Below are 17320 nucleotides of genomic sequence, written 5' to 3'. Positions count from 1 at the left end.
CCCCCACCCGTCCGGCAGGCGCCGACCGCCCCATTGCTGCCCTCACGGCCGGGCGGCGGATGTCGACCCGGGCGGGCAGAAACCACCGGCATCCATCGGTCCGCAGGACCCGGGCGCTCGGTGGTCGGCGGCCGGGCGCTCCCCGGACCGGCCATGACTGACAGTAGCATCGCCGCTCGATTCTGTCTGCTACTCGACAATAGAACGCACTGAACGTAACCGCAAATCGCCTCAATTCGGTTGATTCGGTTTCTGTGTGACGGTGAGCAACCGAAGGGCCTCGGTTGTTTTAACTACTCTTAGTCACCAGTGGGGCGGCCATACCCGACGCGGAGCTGTCGGAAACACGGCTTCGGCCCCGGGCGGGGCGCTGGTCGGCGGCGGCGGTCGTGCCGGTAACGTTGCCGCCTGACCATCGAGCGCCGCATGTCGGGGCCTGGGCGGACCGCGGCGGTCCGCGTCGGCGTCCCGGGTCGCGTCGGTTGCCCACGCCGCGCGGAGGTGTTCCCCGGGCCGATTCGGGGCTGCCCGGGTCCGTACACGATCGCTGGAGGTCGGAGTCGGTGAAGCCGCGAGCGATGAAGCCACGGGGGAGTGAACCTGCGATGAACGCCTCGGTGCGAGGCGTCAACGTGCCTGGGCCCCGGGTCCGACCTTGTGTCCGCGTCGGCGATCTGCCCCACGAGCCGGTTGGTTCTGATCGACAATGGCTGCGGCGGGGAGATGCGCGGGGGGCGGTCTCCACCCGTCCAGCTCGCCGATCGGAACTGATGTACCGAGGTCCTGGGGGGGTCCTGCTGTGACGGAGACTGTGTCCGGAGGAACGAGACCATTCGGGGGGGCGAGATCGTCCGGCGGAGCCATGCCGCCCGGAGGGGCGAGGCCGGCGGGAGGGGCGAGGCCAGTGGGTGGAACGAGGCCGGCTGGTGGATCCTGGCCGCCCGCCGGCGGCCCGGGTGTCGTGCCGCAGGCCCGCGGCTACTTCGAACCGGGCCAGCCGACCCCTTCGGGGCCGCCCGTGCGGCCAGGCTGGCCGGGGCCGCCCGAGGAGTCCGACTGGCTGGAGCCGGAGCCGCCGGCAGAGGCTGACTGGTCGGAGCCGCCGGCGGGAACCGGCTGGCCCGAGCCGCCGGCCGCGCCCGGCTGGCCGGGGCCGCCCGCGCAACCGGCCACCGGCCGGCACCATCGCGTGCCCGCTGGCACGCAGTTCGACTTCGCCCACGTCGAGACCTCGCCCGACGCGACCAGCTACCGGGCCCAGGTCGGCTGGGAGCGGCGCTACGTCCGGCTGCTGGTGCTCTTCGACGCGATCGCCTGTGTGATCTCCGCGGGCCTGGCCTACTTCGTCCGCTTCGGGGACGTCGTCGACTTCGACACCGAGCCGCCCTCCTCGAAGCCGTACATCATCATGACGGTCCTGCTGCCGCTGGCCTGGGTGCTGGCGATGTCGCTCAACCGCGCCTACGAGAGCCGCTTCCTCGGCGGCGGGTCGGAGGAGTTCCGGCGGGTCGTCAACGCCGCCGCCCGGCTCACCGCGCTGGTCGCCGTCGCCTCCTACGCGACGAAGGCCGAGATCGCCCGTAGCTACGTGCTCATCGCCTTCCCGGCCGCCACGCTGCTGTCGGTGGCCGGCCGCTCCGCCGGGCGCGGCATCCTGCACCGCATGCGGCGGCAGGGGCGTTGCCTGCACCGTGTCCTCGTCGTGGGGGCCGGCGAGTCCGCGGCCACCCTCGTCCGGCTCGCCCAGCGCGACCCGACCACCGGCTGGTCCGTCGTCGGTGTCTGCCTGGACCGCCTGCCCGGCCGGCACAGCCACGACCGCCCCGAGCGCAGCGGGTTCGACCTGCTCGGCGTGCCGATCGTCGGCACCTCGGAGAACCTGCACACCGCCATCCAGGCGACCCACGCGACCACCGTCGCGATCGGCCCGCAGATGGACGGCGAGACACTGCGCCGGGTCCTGTGGGCCCTCGAGGGCAGCGACGTGGACGTCCTGGTCAGCTCGGCGCTGACGGACGTGACCGGGCCGCGGATCTCGATCCGGCCGGTGGCCGGCCTGCCGCTGCTCCACATCGAGGAGCCCGAGCTCAGCGGCACGCGCCGGCTGATGAAGATGGCCTTCGACCGGATCGTCGCCGGCACCGCGATCCTGCTGTTCGCTCCGCTGCTGATCGGGCTCGGCCTGGCGGTGCGGTTCACCAGCCGCGGTCCGGCGATCTTCAAACAGATCCGGGTCGGGCGCGGCGGCAGCGAGTTCCGGATGTACAAGTTCCGTTCGATGTATGTAGACGCCGAGCAGCGCAAGGCCGAGCTCGAGTCGAGCAACGAGCGCGCCGAGGGCCTGCTGTTCAAGATGCGGGACGACCCTCGGATCACCAAGGTGGGCAAGTTCCTCCGGAAGTGGTCGCTCGACGAGCTGCCCCAGCTGTTCAACGTGGTCAACGGCAGCATGTCGCTGGTCGGCCCGCGCCCGCCGCTGCCCTCGGAGGTCGCGCGCTACGAGGACGACGTCTACCGCAGGCTGATGGTCAAGCCCGGCCTCACCGGGCTGTGGCAGATCAGCGGGCGCAGCGACCTGGAGTGGAACGAGTCCGTCCGGCTCGACCTGCGCTATGTCGAGAACTGGTCGCTGGCCATGGACTTCGTCATCCTGTGGCGCACGCTGTTCGCCGTGCTGCGCCGCGAGGGCGCCTACTGACAGCGGGTCCCTCCTGCTGCCAGCGGGCTGGCGGGTGCCCGCTGGGGCCTACTGGCCGCGGGCGCCCTCGACCCAGCCGGCCTCGACCAGGTGCGCGAGCACCCGGTCGACGGCCTGCTCGGTCGGCAGGCCCGCCGTGTCGACCACCACGTCGGCGTCGGCCGGCTCCTCGTACGGGTCGGAGACGCCGGTGAAGGCGGGGATCACCCCCGCCCGGGCCTTGGCGTAGAGGCCCTTGCGGTCCCGTGCCTCGCACACCTCCAGCGGGGTCGACACGTACACGAGCACGAAGCCGCCGCCGCGGGCGGTGGTCATCGCCCGCACCTGGGCGCGGACGTCGTCGTAGGGCGCGATCGGCGCGCACACGGCGATCCCGCCGGCGCCCGCGACCTCCGCGGCGACGAAGCCGATGCGGCGCACGTTCGTGTCCCGGTCGGCGCGGGAGAAGCCCAGGCCCTGGGAGAGATGCGTCCGCACGATGTCGCCGTCGAGCAGGGTGACCCGCCGGCCCCGTTCGAGCAGCCGGCACACCAACAGACCCGCCAGGGTCGACTTGCCCGAGCCGGACAGCCCGGTGAACAGGATCGTCAGGCCGCGCTGGCGGCGCGGGGGAACCGCGCGGGTCAGCTCGGCAGCCACCGCGGGCGGGGTGAGCTCGGCGGGCAGCGGCACACCCGCGTCGAGCAGGGTCGTGAGATCGTCGGCGCCCGGCGCGCCGATCGCCGGCCCGGTCAGGCTGCCGGCACAGCCGTAGACCTCGGCGAGATGGGCCCGCAGGGCGGTGAGTTCGGCGATCTCGTCCAACGCCGGCTCACTCGCCGCCTCGTCGGCCAGGCCGCCCGGGGCGGTCGCGCTCATCGCCGGCTCACGGGGCGCGGCGAGCCGCTCCGACGGGACGACCGGGACCAGCACGAGCATGCTGCGGTGCCGGCGGGACTCCGGCGCGAGCGCCGCGGTGTGGGCCGGCTCCGGCGGGCTGGCCGGATGCGTCCGGCCGCCGTCCCGCGACACCGCGTCGGAGGCGACCGGCTCGTGGGCCAGCGTCGCCTCGGCCGGCCGGGGCGGTGCGTCGATCGCGTCCAGCGCGGCGAGCAGGCAGCGCACCCGCAGGTGGTGTGCGGCGTCGGCCGGGTCCGCCCCGCCGACCGGGGCCAGGATCACGCAGTGCTTGCCCTGCCGGGTCAGCGCGCGGATGCGCCCGACGTCGGCGGTGTACAGCAGGCCGTCGGCCCACACCGCCCACGGGGCCGCGCCCGCGCCGGTCGCCCAGCCCCGGGCGACGAACTCGGCGCGCAGCCCTTCCGGGGTCAGCCGTAGCCGCGGGTAGTCCGGATGGCTGGGCAGCTCCAGGCCCTCCACCGTGCCGACCAGGCGCACCGGGCCCGCCCCGGTGGCAGTCGCCGGCGTTCCGGAGGCCTCCGCCGGCATCGCGGTGGCGGGCGTCGGTGAGTCGTCCGCGGTGGGCTCCAGACCGAGCAGGTGCAGGGCCGCGATCATCACGCCCTCGCGGTCGCGCAGCGCGACGTCCATGCCCGGGCCCAGCGCGGCCGCTGTCTCACCGGGGACGGTCAGGCTCGGCACCGGCGGCCCGGCGGGCTGGCGGGCCCGGCCCGAGTAGCTCGGCGCCGGGCCGAACGCGCCGAGCAGCATCAGCTCCAGGTCGGTGAGCTGGCGCGTGTCGAGCACGACCGACGGCCAGGCCACCGAGGCGGCCCGCAGCTCGCGGGCGCGGTCGGCAGCGACGACGGCAAGCGGACAGACGCCGTTCGCGCCGCGCTGCTCACCAGCGCCCGGTATGTCGGGCGGACCAGCCGTGGCATGCGGATCCGGGTCGAACGAGCCGACGGCGGTGTCGGAGGTGGCGCTCACACCCGCGACGGTAGCGGGTGGAAGACTCCCACCCGATGAGCACCGACGACATCCGCCGGCCGGACGGGTTCGCCACGGTTCCGGTCGACATCGCCACGGATGAGCTCAGCGATGCCACGCTGGCCGTCCGGCTGGCCACTGACGCGGGCAAGCTGCTCCTGCGGATCAGGGCCGAACTGGGATTCGCCGAACCGGCGACCCTGCGCGAGACCGGCGACGCCCGGTCGCACCGGCTGCTGGCCCGTGCCCTCGGCCGTCACCGGCCGGGCGATGCGGTGCTCTCGGAGGAGGCGGCGGACGATCCGGTGCGGCTGGGCGCGGACCGGGTGTGGATCGTCGACCCGCTCGACGGCACCCGTGAGTTCGCCGAGCCGGGGCGGACCGACTGGGCCGTGCACGTCGCGCTGTGGGAACGGGGCGAACTGACCGTCGGGGTCGTGGCGCTGCCCGCGCTGGGCGTGACGCTCTCGAGCGAGGGCCCGCTCCCCGCCCGGGCGCTCCCGGCGGCACGCGGGGCCGGCGCGGTGGCCGCGGGCCCCGCGGGGAACAGGGGGATCCCGGCCGGCCCGGTGGCCCCGGCGGGCGCCGATGCCGCGGTGCCGCGCATCGTCGCGAGCCGGACGCGGGCGCCGCGGGTCGTCACCGACGTGGCCGAGAAGCTGGGCGCGACCGTGCTGCCGATGGGGTCCGCCGGGGCTAAGGTGGCCGCGGTCATCCGCGGCGACGCCGACATCTACGTCCACGACGGCGGGCAGTACGAGTGGGACTCCGCGGCGCCGGTGGCCGTCGCGCGGGCGGCCGGCCTGCACACCAGCCGTCTCGACGGGTCGGAGTTGCGCTACAACCAGCCCGACCCGCTGTTGCCCGACCTGGTCGTGTGCGATCCCGCCCACGCCGAGCAGGTGTTGGCCGTGACCCGCGCGCGCTGACCCGCCTGCCGTGCTCGCGGTGCGCCGGCCCGATGCGCGAGGATCGGCGGGTGGACCTGCCTGTGACACCGCCGGTGAAGCCGATGCTCGCCCGCGCGGCGCCGCAGATCCCCCCGGACATGCTGTATGAGCCGAAGTGGGACGGCTTCCGCGCCCTGGTCTTCCGTGACGGGGCCGAGCTGGAGATCACCTCGCGCAACACCCGGCCGATGACCCGCTACTTCCCCGAGCTGGTCGAGGTGCTGCTCGCGGCACTGCCCGACCGCTGCGTGCTTGACGGCGAGATCGTCGTCGTCGGCCCGAACGGACTGGACTTCGAGGAGCTGTCGCAACGGGTGCATCCGGCGACCAGCCGGGTGGCGAAGCTCGCGCTGGAGACCCCGGTCTCGTTCGTCGCGTTCGACCTGCTGGCACTCGGTGACGAGGCGTTCACGGACCAGCCGTTCGCCCGGCGGCGCGCCGTGCTCGAGGAGGTTCTCGCCGGCCACGCCGGCCCGGCTGCGCCCGGAACGGCACCGGCCCGGCGGATCCCGAGCGGGGTCTACCTCACGCCCTCGACCGGCGAGCTCGACATGGCCCGGCAGTGGTTCGAGCTCTACGAAGGCGCGGGGCTCGACGGGCTGGTCGCCAAGCCGCCGGACGGGGCGTACCAGCCGGACAAGCGCGCAATGTTCAAGATCAAACATGACCGCACCGCCGACTGCGTCGTGGCCGGCTACCGGCCGCACAAGAACGATCCGGAGGCGGTCGGGTCGCTGCTGCTCGGGCTCTACGCCGACCCCGCGGACGAGGCCGACCCCGAGAACGCGACGGACCCGGCTCGGGAAAGCCCGCTGCTGTCCGTCGGGGTCACCTCGGCCTTCCCGATGGCGCGCCGGCGGGAGCTCGTCCGCGAGCTGGCCCATCTCGTGGTGCCGATCGACTCCCACCCCTGGGCCCGCCAGGGCCCGGAGAACGCCGCGCAGCCGGGCGGCGACGCGGGCGAGGAACCGGCAGCGGCCGCGGGGCAGCCGGCGCGCACGCCCTGGGACGTCGGGGAGAGCCGGTGGGCCCGTGGCCGTGACCTCTCGTTCGTCCCGCTGCGGCCCGAGCTGGTCGTCGAGGTGCGCTACGACCACATGGAGGGACCGCGCTTCCGGCACACCACGCAGTTCGTCCGCTTCCGGCCCGACCGTGACCCCGGCGGATGCACCTACGCCCAGCTCGAGCGTCCGGTGCGGTTCGACATCGCCGACGTCCTGCGCATCCCGCCGGACTGACCGGCCCACCAGCAGGCCCAGGCCGAGGCGCGCGGCCGCGGCGGTGCCCGGGCGGCGGGCGCGGTGGGGGGGTCATCCCGGCGGCACCTTGCCCGCGGGCGCAGACCGGGCCCAGCCCGGGGCCCACCCGGGCACCACGTCCGCGGGCGGCGCCGTGAGCACCGCCGGCAGCCGGTCGTTGTTCGCCACGATCGCGGGGCTGGCCAGCCAGGCGGCGTACGCCGTCCGCTGCTCCCGGTTCATCCGGGCGACGTCCATCGGCTCGCCGCCCGGACCGGTGAAGTCGTTCGCCGGCCCGGTGACGAACCCGTCGGCGCGCGGGTCGCCGGTGTAGCGGCGGGTACCGCCACCGGGGAGCTGGACGACGACCGGCCGCAGGGGGTCGCTGTCCCGGTGCCGCCACATGTCCGCCACCGAGGCGCGGTAGCGGGACTGCCACCCCGGAATGGCCCGCAACCCGGCGCGCAGGTCGGCCAGGACGGCCTGGGAGCCCGCGGTGGGCAGACTGGCGGTGGCCCGACGGACCCGGTCCTCGACGATCTCGACTGTCAGGCCCCGGGCGGCGTTGGTGAGGGTCCGGACCACGCTGGTGAAGTCGATGGACTTCGCCACCTCGGCCAGGATGTCGATCATGACTGCGGTGCGCAGCCGATGCTCCTCCTGCCTCGTGGCGTGCTCGCGCAGCACCCGCTCGGCCGTCTCGCTCAACGCCGTCCCGAAGAACGTGGTCACCTCGTTCGCCTGGTGGTAGGCCAGGGCCCGCGGGCTCGCCGGGTAGTGCGCCGCGCCGGGACCGTTGTAGCCCCGGGTCTGCTCCCAGGCCCGCTGATCGATGCCCGCCCCGACGGCCACCGCGTCCGCCGCGAGCAGCGGGGCGCTGGCGCCGCCGCGCAGGCTCTCGCGCAGCAGCGCGGCCCACTGTCGGGGCTCCCGCCCGAGCCCGGGCGCGTCGAGCGCGGCGGGGTCGGGCGGCAGCGGCGAGACGACCGCGGCGTAGAGGTCGTCGCGCCAGGCGTGCAGGACCTCGCCGTAGGCCGCTCGCATCCGCGGGGAGACCTCGCTCGGGCCGGCCCCTGCCACCACGTCCACCAGTTGTGCGACGAACTGCCGGGCGGCGCCCGGGCGCGCCAGCCGAGCCTCCGCGCCGCCGGCCGCCGCGACCAGCTCCGTGCGCGCCGTCTCGAGTTCCGGGGCGCGCCAGCCTCCGGCTGGGCGCATGCCGGCCGGCACGTCGGCGCTCTGCGCCCTGGAGGCGTGCAGGAGCTGGGGGAGGTGCCTGGTGCTGAAGATGGGCGCGAGCTCGGGGTCGGCGGCTATCGCACGCAGCAGCGCGGAGCCGAACGCCTCCCGGCTTAGCCGGTCACCGCCCGCATCCCCGGCGCCGCCCGCGCCTCTGATGCCGGCCGCGCCCCTGGCGGCGGGCCCGCCCGGCCCCGCCTGGAGGCCGACGTCGCGCAGCGAGCCGTCGTCCGTCCCGAAGAGCAGTTCGCCAAGGCACGCCAGCAGCGCGGAGGCGAAGCGGCCGTGCCGCAGCAGCGGCCCGAGCAGCGAGGTCTCGACCTGGTCGTCCCGGCGCCGGCTGTTGAACCGGCCGAGCCAGGAGGCGTCGAGGCGGCGCAGCCGGCTGTAGCTCGCCAGGGTGCGACCGATGATCTCCTCGCCGTGCCGGGCGGCGCCCGGCTCCCGGGCCCCGAGGACCTGGTGCAGAAGACCGGCCAGAGCGGAGGGGCCGAGGCGGTCGTAGAAGCCGGTCACGAAGTCGGGGTCCGTGGCCCGCCCGGACAGCGCCGCTGCCAGGTCGGCCAGCCTGCTCCGGTCGCGGCGGTCGGGATCCGGGCGGAGCAGGCGGTCGGCGAGCGAGCGCCCCGCGGCCCGGGCCTGTTCGGCGGTGTCGTACAGGTCGGGAACGCCGCGCAGGGCGGCCGGGGGCAGCGGGCCCGTGGTCCCGGGATCGGCGGCCTCGGCGAGTGCCAGCCGCCTGCGCAGCATCGTGATGTCCTGATCGGCCCAGGCGTGGGCCGCCCGCAGCCTGGCCGGCGTGTCGCCGGCTATCCGGGTGGCGTCGACGTGGGCCGACAGCAGCCGGGCCTGGGTCTGCGCCGTCTCCCGCAGGTCGGCCATCGCGGTGATCAGCCTCCGCAGCGAGTGGGGATCGACAACGACTCGGTTGGCGGGCGCGGGCATGGCTCGGCGCGGTCACCGGCCGCCGGCCGGCAGGGCCGGCCCGGGGTGCCGGGCACGGGGATCGTCGGCGGGCACCCACTCGGGCTGTCCGGCCAGTGACCGGCGGCAGGCGTCGGCGAACGCGTCGACGGTGCCGAGGGTCGCCGTGCGCGCCTGCTCGGCCTGGCGCCGCCAGTCGCTCGCCGCGCGGCCCTGCCAGCCGCCCTCGTCCGCGACAGCGAACAGTCGGTGGAAGGCGTCAGCGAGCCTGACCCGCCCGTCGGCCGCCGCCGCGAGCGCGGCCTCGACCGCCTCGCGGTGACGGTTCGGCCGCGGCGCCTCGCCGGTGGACGCGCCCGGCCCGGTCATCGGCTCGCCGTGCGCCCGGGTGCGGACGGCGGGGCCGCAACCACCCGTCGATGCGCCGGAGCAGGCCGTTCGGAACTCATGAGCGCCACCGTTCACCGAAGCCGCCGAGAAGACCGCCGGCCGGGCCCACCGTCACCCGTCGGGGCCGGCGCTGGAGGTCGCTGTCGACGCTATTCGCGCGGGTCGCCGCCGCACCCGGCATCAGGCAGACTGTGGACGAAGTGAAACCGTGCACAGGGCGGTCAGCGGAGGTGCGGTCAGCGGAGGTAGCGCAGGAAGAGCGCCCCGTCCTCCTCCAGGACCTGGCCGAGCCGCAGACCGACGGGCGCCGGCCACACCGGGCCCTGCATCAGCCCCAGGCGCCCCGGCCCGGCGAGGACCGGGGCGAGGGTCAGGCACAGCTCGTCGAGCAGGCCGGCCTGGGCGAACTGGGCGTGCAGGCGTGGGCCGCCCTCGGTCAACACCCGCAGCAGCCCGCGCTCGGCGAGGGCGTCGAGCGCCGCGCGCGGCTCGACGGTCTCGTCCCCGCAGACCACGATCTCCGCCACCGGCTCGAGCGCCCGCCGCCGCAGCGGCGGGGCGGCCTCGCAGGTCAGCAGCAGCGGCCGGACGGCCGCGGTGAACAGGCGGGCGTCCGGGTCGAGCTCGAGCCGCCCGCTGACGACCGCGACGGGGGGAACGGGCGTGAGCCCGGCGGCAGCTCGCCGTTCCCGCCGCTCGGCCGGCACGAGGACCGGGCCGTAGTCCTCGGTCCGCGCGGTGCCGGCGCCGACCAGGACCACGTCGCTGAGCCAGCGCAGCGTCCGGAACACCCGCAGGTCGGCGGGGCCGCCCAGGTCCGCGGAGCGCCCGTTGATCTCGATGGCGCCGTCGGCGGACGTCACGAAGTTGGACCGGACGTGCGGGACCCCCGGGACCGGCTCCGGCAGCGCGTAGGCGACGTCGAGGTCGACGTCGGCGTCGTGGTCGGCAGCGTCCCGCTCGTCCGCGGCGCGCGCACCCTCCGGGGTGTCCAGGGGACCCGGACCGTCGAGAGGAACTGGGGCGCCACCGGACAGAAGAATGCGCATCGGCCCGACTGTAACCGGCGCCGCCGCGAGCGGTGGTGCCGCTGCTGCCAGGATGGAAACGTGAACACGTACGTGGTCCTGTTGATCGGTGTACTGATCGTGAGCCTGGCCGGGCTCGGCCTGCTCTACTACGCGCTCTCCCGCTCGGCGGCCCGCCGGCGGTGAGCGGGCCGGGGGCCGCCGACCCGCGAGCCGGCGGTCAGCGAGCCGGCAGCAGCCGCACGATGACGACCGACTCGCCGGCGAGTTCGACGCGGCCCGGCATGTAGGTGAACCCGGGGCTGGACGCGGCCGGCGCGTCGAACGGCACCCCCTCGACCGGGACGGCCTGCCGCTCGGGCGAGAGGTTGCACACGACCGCCACGTCACCCGCCCGGGAGAGCCTGCGCAGCACGAACCAGTTCGCCGCGGCGTCGTAGGAGCAGCGCACCGACGCCAGCGACGGGTCGCTGAGCTGCGGCAGCCGACGGCGCAGCGAGATCAGCCGGCGGTGCCAGTCGAGCAGCGCGGCGTGCTCCGGGCGTTCGGGCTCGCTCCAGTCCAGCCGGGAGCGCTCGAACGTCGCCGGGTCCTGCGGGTCCGGGACCTCCTCGGGACCCCAGCCGTGCGCGGTGAACTCACCGCGGCGGCCCTCGCGGACGGCGTCCGCCAGCCCCGGGTCGGTGTGGTCGGTGAAGTACTGCCAGGGCGTGGCCGCGCCCCATTCCTCGCCCATGAACAGCATCGGCGTGAACGGGGCGGTCAGCAGCAGCGCGGCCCCGATCCGCAGCCGGCCGTCGCTGAGGGTGGCCGTCGCCCGGTCGCCCGTCGCCCGGTTGCCGATCTGGTCGTGGTTCTGCAGGAACGTGACGAAACGGTAGGCCGGCGTCCGCGGCGGCACCGGCCGCCCGTGGGAGCGGCCGCGGAACGCCGAGTAGCCGCCGTCGTGCACGAAGGCGGAGCCCAGCGCCTTCTCCAGCGTCTCGAACGAGCCGAAGTCGCCGTAGTAGCCCTGCCGCTCGCCGGACAGCGCGGCCCAAAGCGCGTGGTGGACGTCGTCGCACCACTGGCCGTCCAGCCCGTGCCCGCCCGCCTCGGGGGCAACGACCATCCGCGGATCGTTCAGGTCGGATTCGGCGACCGCGAACAGTGGGCGGCGCTGCTGGGTGCCGAGCCGGTGCACCTCGTCGGCGATCTCCTCCAGCAGGTGGCGCGCCCGGTCGTCGACGAAAGCGTGGACGGCGTCGAGGCGCAGCCCGTCGCAGTGGTACTCACGCAGCCAGGCCAGCGCGCTGTCGATGATGAACGTGCGGACCTCGTCCGACCCCGGGGTGTCCAGATTCACCGCCGGGCCCCAGGGGGTGCTGTAGCGGTCGGTGAAGTAGGGCCCGAACCGGCCCAGGTAGTTCCCGTCCGGGCCCAGGTGGTTGTAGACGACGTCCATGATCACGCCGAGCCCGCGGTGGTGCGCGGCGTCGACGAAGCGCTTGAGGCCGTCCGGCCCCCCGTACGGCTCGTGCACGGCGAACAGCCCGACGCCGTCGTACCCCCAGCCGTGCCGGCCGGGGAACGCGTTCACGGGCAGCAGCTCGACGAGGTCGACACCGAGGTCCACCAGGTGGTCGAGGCGCTCGATCGCCGCGTCGAAGGTGCCCCCCGGCGTGAACGTGCCGACATGCAGCTCGTAGACCACGCTGCCGGAGAGCGGCACCCCGTGCCAGTGGCCGTCCGTCCACGGGAAGCGGGCGTGGTCGACGAGTCTGGAGCGGCCGTGCACGCCGTGCGGCTGCCAGGCCGACCGCGGGTCGGGCAGCTCCTGCTCACCGCCGTCGAGGAGGTAGGCGTAGTCCGCTCCGTGGTGGGCGGAGGGGACGTCGACGGTCCACCAGCCGCCGGCGGCGCCGGACATCTCGTGCACGGTGTCCCGCCGGCCGCCGGCGTCGCCGTCCGCGATGACCACACTGACCGTCTTCGCGTCTGGTGCCCACACCCGGAAGGAACTCATGACTCCTGTCTACCGGTCCGACGTCCCCTCGGTGGCGGTTCCGGGGGGCGGGATCCGCCGAGCCGTGGATCCGGCACGACCCGGGCCGGGCGGGGCCACACTTCAGGGCGTGCGGATCAGCAGGCTGACCGGGAAGTCGCGCAGCAGGCGCAGCACGTAGGCCGTGCCACCGTCGTGCCGCCGGCCGGTGAGGACGTCCGCCCAGCGGCCCTCGGGCAGGGTCACGGTGGTGTCGCGCCACCCGCCCCCGCGGCGCAGCCCGAGCACGAGGCGGGGGACCACGGTCACCACCGACTCGGAGCGGCTGAACGCGACCACGTGCTCCGCCGCGGACCCCGACGCCCACAGCGGCCGGTACGTCCCCTCCTCCCCGAACCACTCGGGGTGGTCCCGGCGGATGCGCAGCGAGCGCGCCACCACCAGCAGCTTCGCCGCCCCGGAGTCGTCGAGCACGGGCGGGCGCCGCGGCGCCGCTAGCTCCGAGCCCGGTTCGACGCCCAGCTCGGTGAGCATCTTCGTCCGCTCGCCGAAGTTGACCGGACGGCGGTTGTCCGGGTCCACCAACGAGTGGTCCCACAGCTCCTGGCCCTGGTAGACGTCCGGGATGCCGGGCATCGTGAGCTGGAGCAGCTTCTGCGCCAGGCTGTTCTGCCGGCCGAGCTCGACCAGGGTGGAGACGTAGGTGTCCAGCGCGGCGACGAACTCCTCGTCCTCGAGGGCGGCCTCGACGTAGTTCGTCAGCGCGGCCTCGTACGACGGGTCGGTGTCCGTCCACGTCGTGAACAGCTTGGCCTCCCGCACCGCCTTGACCATGTACTGGGTGACCCGGTCGGCCGAGATCGGCCAGGCGCCGACGAGCGTCTGTACCAGCAGGTACATCGTCACCGGATCGGGCCAGCCGGCCTCCGGGTCGGCGTGCCGCTCGCCGAGGCGGGTCAGCCGCCGCACGATGTCGGCCCAGCCCCGGGGGTCCTCCGAGAGCACGGCGAGCCGGGCGCGGACGTCCTCGGACCGCTTGGTGTCGTGCGTGGAGAGCGTGGTCATCGTCAGCGGCCACGTCCGCTGCGTGGTGATGTTCGCCTCGTGGAACTCGTTGACGGCGCTGCGCGGATGCCCCGTCGGGTAGGCCGGGAGATCCCCGGGCGCCCCGCCCACCTCGTTGAGCGCGACCATCGGGACGTACCGGTAGAAGGCGGTGTCCTCGATCCCCTTGGCCATCACCGGGCCGCAGGTCTGCTGGAAGCGCACCACGAACTCGCTCGGCCCGCCGAGCGCGAGGTCCTCGATGAGGTCGATCTCGCTGGCCCGGCCCGGCAGCGCCAGCCGGGCCTGCTCACAGGCCCGGACGATGTGGCCGCGCGCCTCCAGGCTGGGCGTGCCGTCGGGGCGGATGTAGGCGCGGTACACCTCGAACGCGGCGAGCACCTCGCGCAGCGCCTCGCGCAGGCCGGCCCGGGTGAGGTCGGCGCGGTCGCGGCGGGCCTCGGCCAGGGCGAGCCCGGTGAGCCGGTCGACCTCCGGCCGCAGGACGGACGTCAGCACGTCCATCTTCGCCTCGCGCGCCACCGGCGCGAAGTCCGGTGACCTCCCGGTGATCTCCGTGTACAGCGTGGACATCGCACGCGCGGACACCGGGTCGAGGAACAGCCTGGTGAGCCGGTTGAGTGTCTCGTACCCGGTGGTCCCGTCGCAGGCCCAGCCCTCGGGCAGAGCCTCGTCCCGCTCGACGATCTTCTCGACGACCGTCCAGACCCCGCCGGTGGCCTCGGCGAGCTGGCGCAGGTAGTCCTCGGGGTCGGCCAGGCCGTCGGGGTGGTCGATCCGCAGGCCCTCCAGGTTGCCCGAGCGCACCTGCTCGATCAGCAGCCGGTGGGTGGCGGCGAAGACGTCCGGCTCCTCCTGGCGCAGGCCGGCCAGCGAGGGGATGTCGAAGAAGCGCCGGTAGTTCAGCTCCGTCCCGCCGACCCGCCACCAGCACAGGCGGTAGTACTGGGCGTCCAGGGTGGCGGCGACGTCGGAGGGGTCGGCGGTGCCGGCGGCGACCGGCAGCACGTGGTCGTAGTAGACGACGATCCACTCGCCGTCCTCGTCCTGTTCGACGGCGATCTCGTCGGCGGCGAGGCTGTCCGCCAGCGACTGGCCGAGCAGCGGCAGCAGGACCCGGCCGGGGTTGTCGGGGGAGTCCCAGTCGATGTCGAACCACGAGGCGTAGGGGGAGTCCGGGCCCTCGCGCAGCACCGACCACCACGCCGTGTTCGTGGTGCCGGGCGTGAGCACCGCCATGTGGTTGGGCACGACGTCCGCGATGATGCCGAGCCCCGCGCGGCGCGCGGCGGCGACCAGCCGGCGCAGCCCGCCGAGCCCGCCCAGCTCGGGGCTGATCTGGCTGTGGTCGACCACGTCGTAGCCGTGGGCCGACCCCGGCGCGGCCTCCAGGACCGGTGACAGGTACAGGTGCGAGACCCCGAGCCCGGCGAGATAAGGAATGATCACCGCGGCGTCGGTGAACGAGAACTCCATGTGCAGTTGCAGCCGGTAGGTACCGGTCGGGACGACGCGGCCCTCGCCCTCCCCGCGCTGGTTCTCCCGTGCCCCGGCACCCTCACGGCGGCGGTCGGGCGCTGAGTGCCGGTCGGACGCGGAGTGCCGATCGGCGGGCCCGTGCCGGTCGGGTCCGCCGGGCCGGTCAGTTGACACGGCGGAGCACAAGCGTGGCGCGGGCGTCCACCTCGAGCGGGTCCTCGGCCTTGACAACCCGGTCGACGTCGACCGGATCGAGATCGGTGCCACCGAGCACTGCCGAGATCTCGGCGCTGGACGAGCGCGTGTCCACGATGATCTCCCAGGTGGTGCCGAAGTCGACCGGTGGTACCCGGAACTGGATCGGCTCGTGGTGGGCGTTGAAGAACAGCAGGAACGAGTCGTCGACGATCGCCTCGCCGAGCGTGTTGGGATCCGGGATGCCGTGCCCGTTCAGGAAACAGCCGAGCGAGCGCGCCGTACCGGACTCCCAGTCGGTGTCGGACATCTCGCTACCGTCGGGACGAAGCCAGACTATGTCCTTGGCGGCCAGGTCGACGACGGCCGCGCCGTCGGGTCGGCTGCCGGTGTTGTCCTCGCCGCCGGCCGAGCCGCGGATCGACTCGCCCTGGAAGAACCGCCGCCGCCGGAAGACCGGATGGGTCCGCCGAAGATGTGAGAGCTGGGCGGTGAAATCGATGAGACCGGCGTTGCGCTCGGCGTCGGACCAGTCCAGCCAGGAGATCGGGCTGTCCTGGCAGTAGGCGTTGTTGTTCCCCTGTTGGCTTCGGCCCATCTCGTCGCCGGCTACCAGCATGGGCACCCCCTGCGAGAGCAGCAGGGTGGCGAGCAGGTTGCGGGTCTGCGCGTCGCGCAGCCGGTTGACCGCGACGTCGTCGGTCGGACCCTCCACGCCGCAGTTCCAGGACCGGTTGTCGTCGGAGCCGTCCCGGTTCTCCTCGCCGTTGGCCTCGTTGTGCTTGTCGTTGTAGGAGACCAGGTCGTGCAGGGTGAAGCCGTCGTGGGCGGTGACGAAGTTGATCGAGGCCCAGGGGCGCCGGCCGCTGTCCTCGTAGAGGTCGGACGAGCCGGTGAGCCGGGAGGCGAACTCGGCGATGCCGTGGTCCTGCCCGCGCCAGAAGTCGCGGACGGTGTCGCGGTACTTCCCGTTCCACTCCGTCCACAGCGGGGGGAAGTTGCCCACCTGGTAGCCACCCTCACCCAGGTCCCACGGCTCGGCTATCAGCTTGACCTGGGAGACGACCGGGTCCTGCTGGACGAGGTCGAAGAACGACGACAGCCGGTCGACGTCGTAGAACTCCCGGGCCAGGGTCGCCGCCAGGTCGAAGCGGAAGCCGTCCACGTGCATCTCGGTGACCCAGTAGCGCAGCGAGTCCATGATCAGCTGAAGCACGTGTGGATGGCGGACCCGCATGCTGTTGCCGGTGCCGGTGTAGTCCATGTAGTACTGCGGGTCGTCGTCGACCAGCCGGTAGTAGGCCGCGTTGTCGATGCCCCGGAAGCACAGCATGGGGCCCATGTGGTTGCCCTCGGCGGTGTGGTTGTAGACCACGTCGAGGATCACCTCGATGCCCGCCTCGTGCAGGTTGCGGACCATGCCCTTGAACTCCTGCACCTGCCGGCCGTCGCCGCCCGCGGCGGAGTAGCCGTTGTGCGGCGCCAGGAAGGCGATGGAGTTGTAGCCCCAGTAGTTGCGCAGCCCACGGCTGACCAGGTGCTCGTCGTGGACGAACTGGTGCACCGGCAGGAGCTCGATCGCCGTCACGCCGAGGCGGCGGTAGTGCTCGATCATCACCGGGTGGGCCACGCCCGCGTAGGTTCCCCGGTACTCCTCGGGCAGGCCCTCGTGCCGCATGGTCAGGCCGCGCACGTGCGCCTCGTAGATCACGGTCTCGCTGTAGGGGCGGCGCGGTGGCCGGTCGCCGTTCCAGTCGAAGAACGGGCTGATCACCACGGACTTCATCATGTGCGGCGCGGAGTCGGTCGTGTTCACGCTGTCGGGATCGCCGAAGTCGTAGCCGAAGACGGCCTGGTTCCAGTCGACCTCGCCGTCCACCGCCTTGGCGTACGGGTCGAGCAGCAGCTTGTTGGGGTTGCATCGGTGGCCACGCGCGGGATCATGGGGACCGTGGACCCGGTATCCGTACCGCTGTCCCGGCAGGACCGTCGGCAGGTAGGCGTGCCACACGAACGCGTCGCGCTCCCGCAGCTCGATCCTCCGCTCGGCGCCCACGGCGTCGAACAGACAGAGCTCGACACGCTCGGCGACCTCCGAGAAGATCGCGAAGTTCGTCCCCGATCCGTCAAAGGTGGCACCGAGGGGATAAGGGCTGCCAGGCCAGACCTGCGACATACGCACGAAGCCTACGGCTCGCGCCCCGTCGGTGACTTGGGGGCGCGCGAACCCCGACCGGTTCGTCCACTGCCGCCATTGAGGT

General features: G+C 73.8%; 10 protein-coding genes. 3 read left to right on the top strand and 7 right to left on the bottom strand.

Annotation, left to right across the window (positions count from 1 at the left end; all coding sequences use genetic code 11):
• Nucleotides 1-1189 precede the first annotated feature (1189 nt).
• Nucleotides 1190-2698 (top strand): sugar transferase, encoded by a 1509-nt coding sequence (locus tag FRANEAN1_RS25425; RefSeq protein WP_020462644.1) that lies wholly within the window; start codon nucleotides 1190-1192, stop codon nucleotides 2696-2698.
• 48 nt (nucleotides 2699-2746) lie between these two features.
• Here the strand turns inward: FRANEAN1_RS25425 and cysC are convergent, their stop codons facing one another.
• Nucleotides 2747-4567 carry an adenylyl-sulfate kinase gene (gene cysC, locus FRANEAN1_RS25420; protein ID WP_020462643.1) on the bottom strand — a complete coding sequence of 607 codons (1821 nt, stop codon included), beginning with the start codon at nucleotides 4565-4567 and terminating at the stop codon, nucleotides 2747-2749.
• Between the two features lie 35 nt (nucleotides 4568-4602).
• Between cysC and FRANEAN1_RS25415 the strand changes: the two genes are divergently transcribed.
• Together FRANEAN1_RS25415 and FRANEAN1_RS25410 are read left to right on the top strand one after the other, a co-directional pair.
• Nucleotides 4603-5496 carry a 3'(2'),5'-bisphosphate nucleotidase CysQ gene (locus tag FRANEAN1_RS25415; protein WP_020462642.1) on the top strand — a complete coding sequence of 298 codons (894 nt, stop codon included), beginning with the start codon at nucleotides 4603-4605 and terminating at the stop codon, nucleotides 5494-5496.
• 50 nt (nucleotides 5497-5546) lie between these two features.
• Entirely contained in the window at nucleotides 5547-6755 is a 1209-nt protein-coding gene (locus tag FRANEAN1_RS25410) for an ATP-dependent DNA ligase (RefSeq protein WP_041254799.1), read from the top strand.
• A 72-nt stretch (nucleotides 6756-6827) separates the two neighbouring features.
• Here the strand turns inward: FRANEAN1_RS25410 and FRANEAN1_RS25405 are convergent, their stop codons facing one another.
• The 6 genes from FRANEAN1_RS25405 to glgX form a co-directional block, all read right to left on the bottom strand.
• The gene (locus tag FRANEAN1_RS25405; RefSeq protein WP_020462640.1) at nucleotides 6828-8939 is read right to left on the bottom strand and encodes a hypothetical protein; all 2112 of its coding nucleotides are present in this window, start codon (nucleotides 8937-8939) and stop codon (nucleotides 6828-6830) included.
• A gap of 12 nt (nucleotides 8940-8951) precedes the next feature.
• Nucleotides 8952-9287: a hypothetical protein gene (locus FRANEAN1_RS25400; RefSeq protein WP_041254798.1), complete on the bottom strand. Its 336-nt coding sequence runs from the start codon at nucleotides 9285-9287 to the stop codon at nucleotides 8952-8954.
• A 257-nt stretch (nucleotides 9288-9544) separates the two neighbouring features.
• Nucleotides 9545-10357, bottom strand: coding sequence for a pyrimidine reductase family protein (locus tag FRANEAN1_RS25395; RefSeq protein WP_020462639.1), 813 nt, complete (start codon nucleotides 10355-10357; stop codon nucleotides 9545-9547).
• A 199-nt stretch (nucleotides 10358-10556) separates the two neighbouring features.
• Nucleotides 10557-12341, bottom strand: a complete 1785-nt coding sequence (gene treZ / locus FRANEAN1_RS25385; protein ID WP_020462638.1) for a malto-oligosyltrehalose trehalohydrolase — start codon at nucleotides 12339-12341, stop codon at nucleotides 10557-10559.
• A gap of 102 nt (nucleotides 12342-12443) precedes the next feature.
• Nucleotides 12444-15038: a malto-oligosyltrehalose synthase gene (gene treY / locus FRANEAN1_RS25380; RefSeq protein ID WP_020462637.1), complete on the bottom strand. Its 2595-nt coding sequence runs from the start codon at nucleotides 15036-15038 to the stop codon at nucleotides 12444-12446.
• Nucleotides 15028-17235: a glycogen debranching protein GlgX gene (gene glgX, locus FRANEAN1_RS25375; protein ID WP_041254796.1), complete on the bottom strand. Its 2208-nt coding sequence runs from the start codon at nucleotides 17233-17235 to the stop codon at nucleotides 15028-15030. Before glgX ends, treY begins: the two co-directional genes overlap by 11 nt.
• Nucleotides 17236-17320: the final 85 nt, after the last annotated feature.

The sequence above is a fragment of the Parafrankia sp. EAN1pec genome, assembly GCF_000018005.1.
Lineage (GTDB): Bacteria > Actinomycetota > Actinomycetes > Frankiales > Frankiaceae > Parafrankia > Parafrankia soli.
This window is presented reverse-complemented; position numbering and strand designations above follow the sequence as displayed.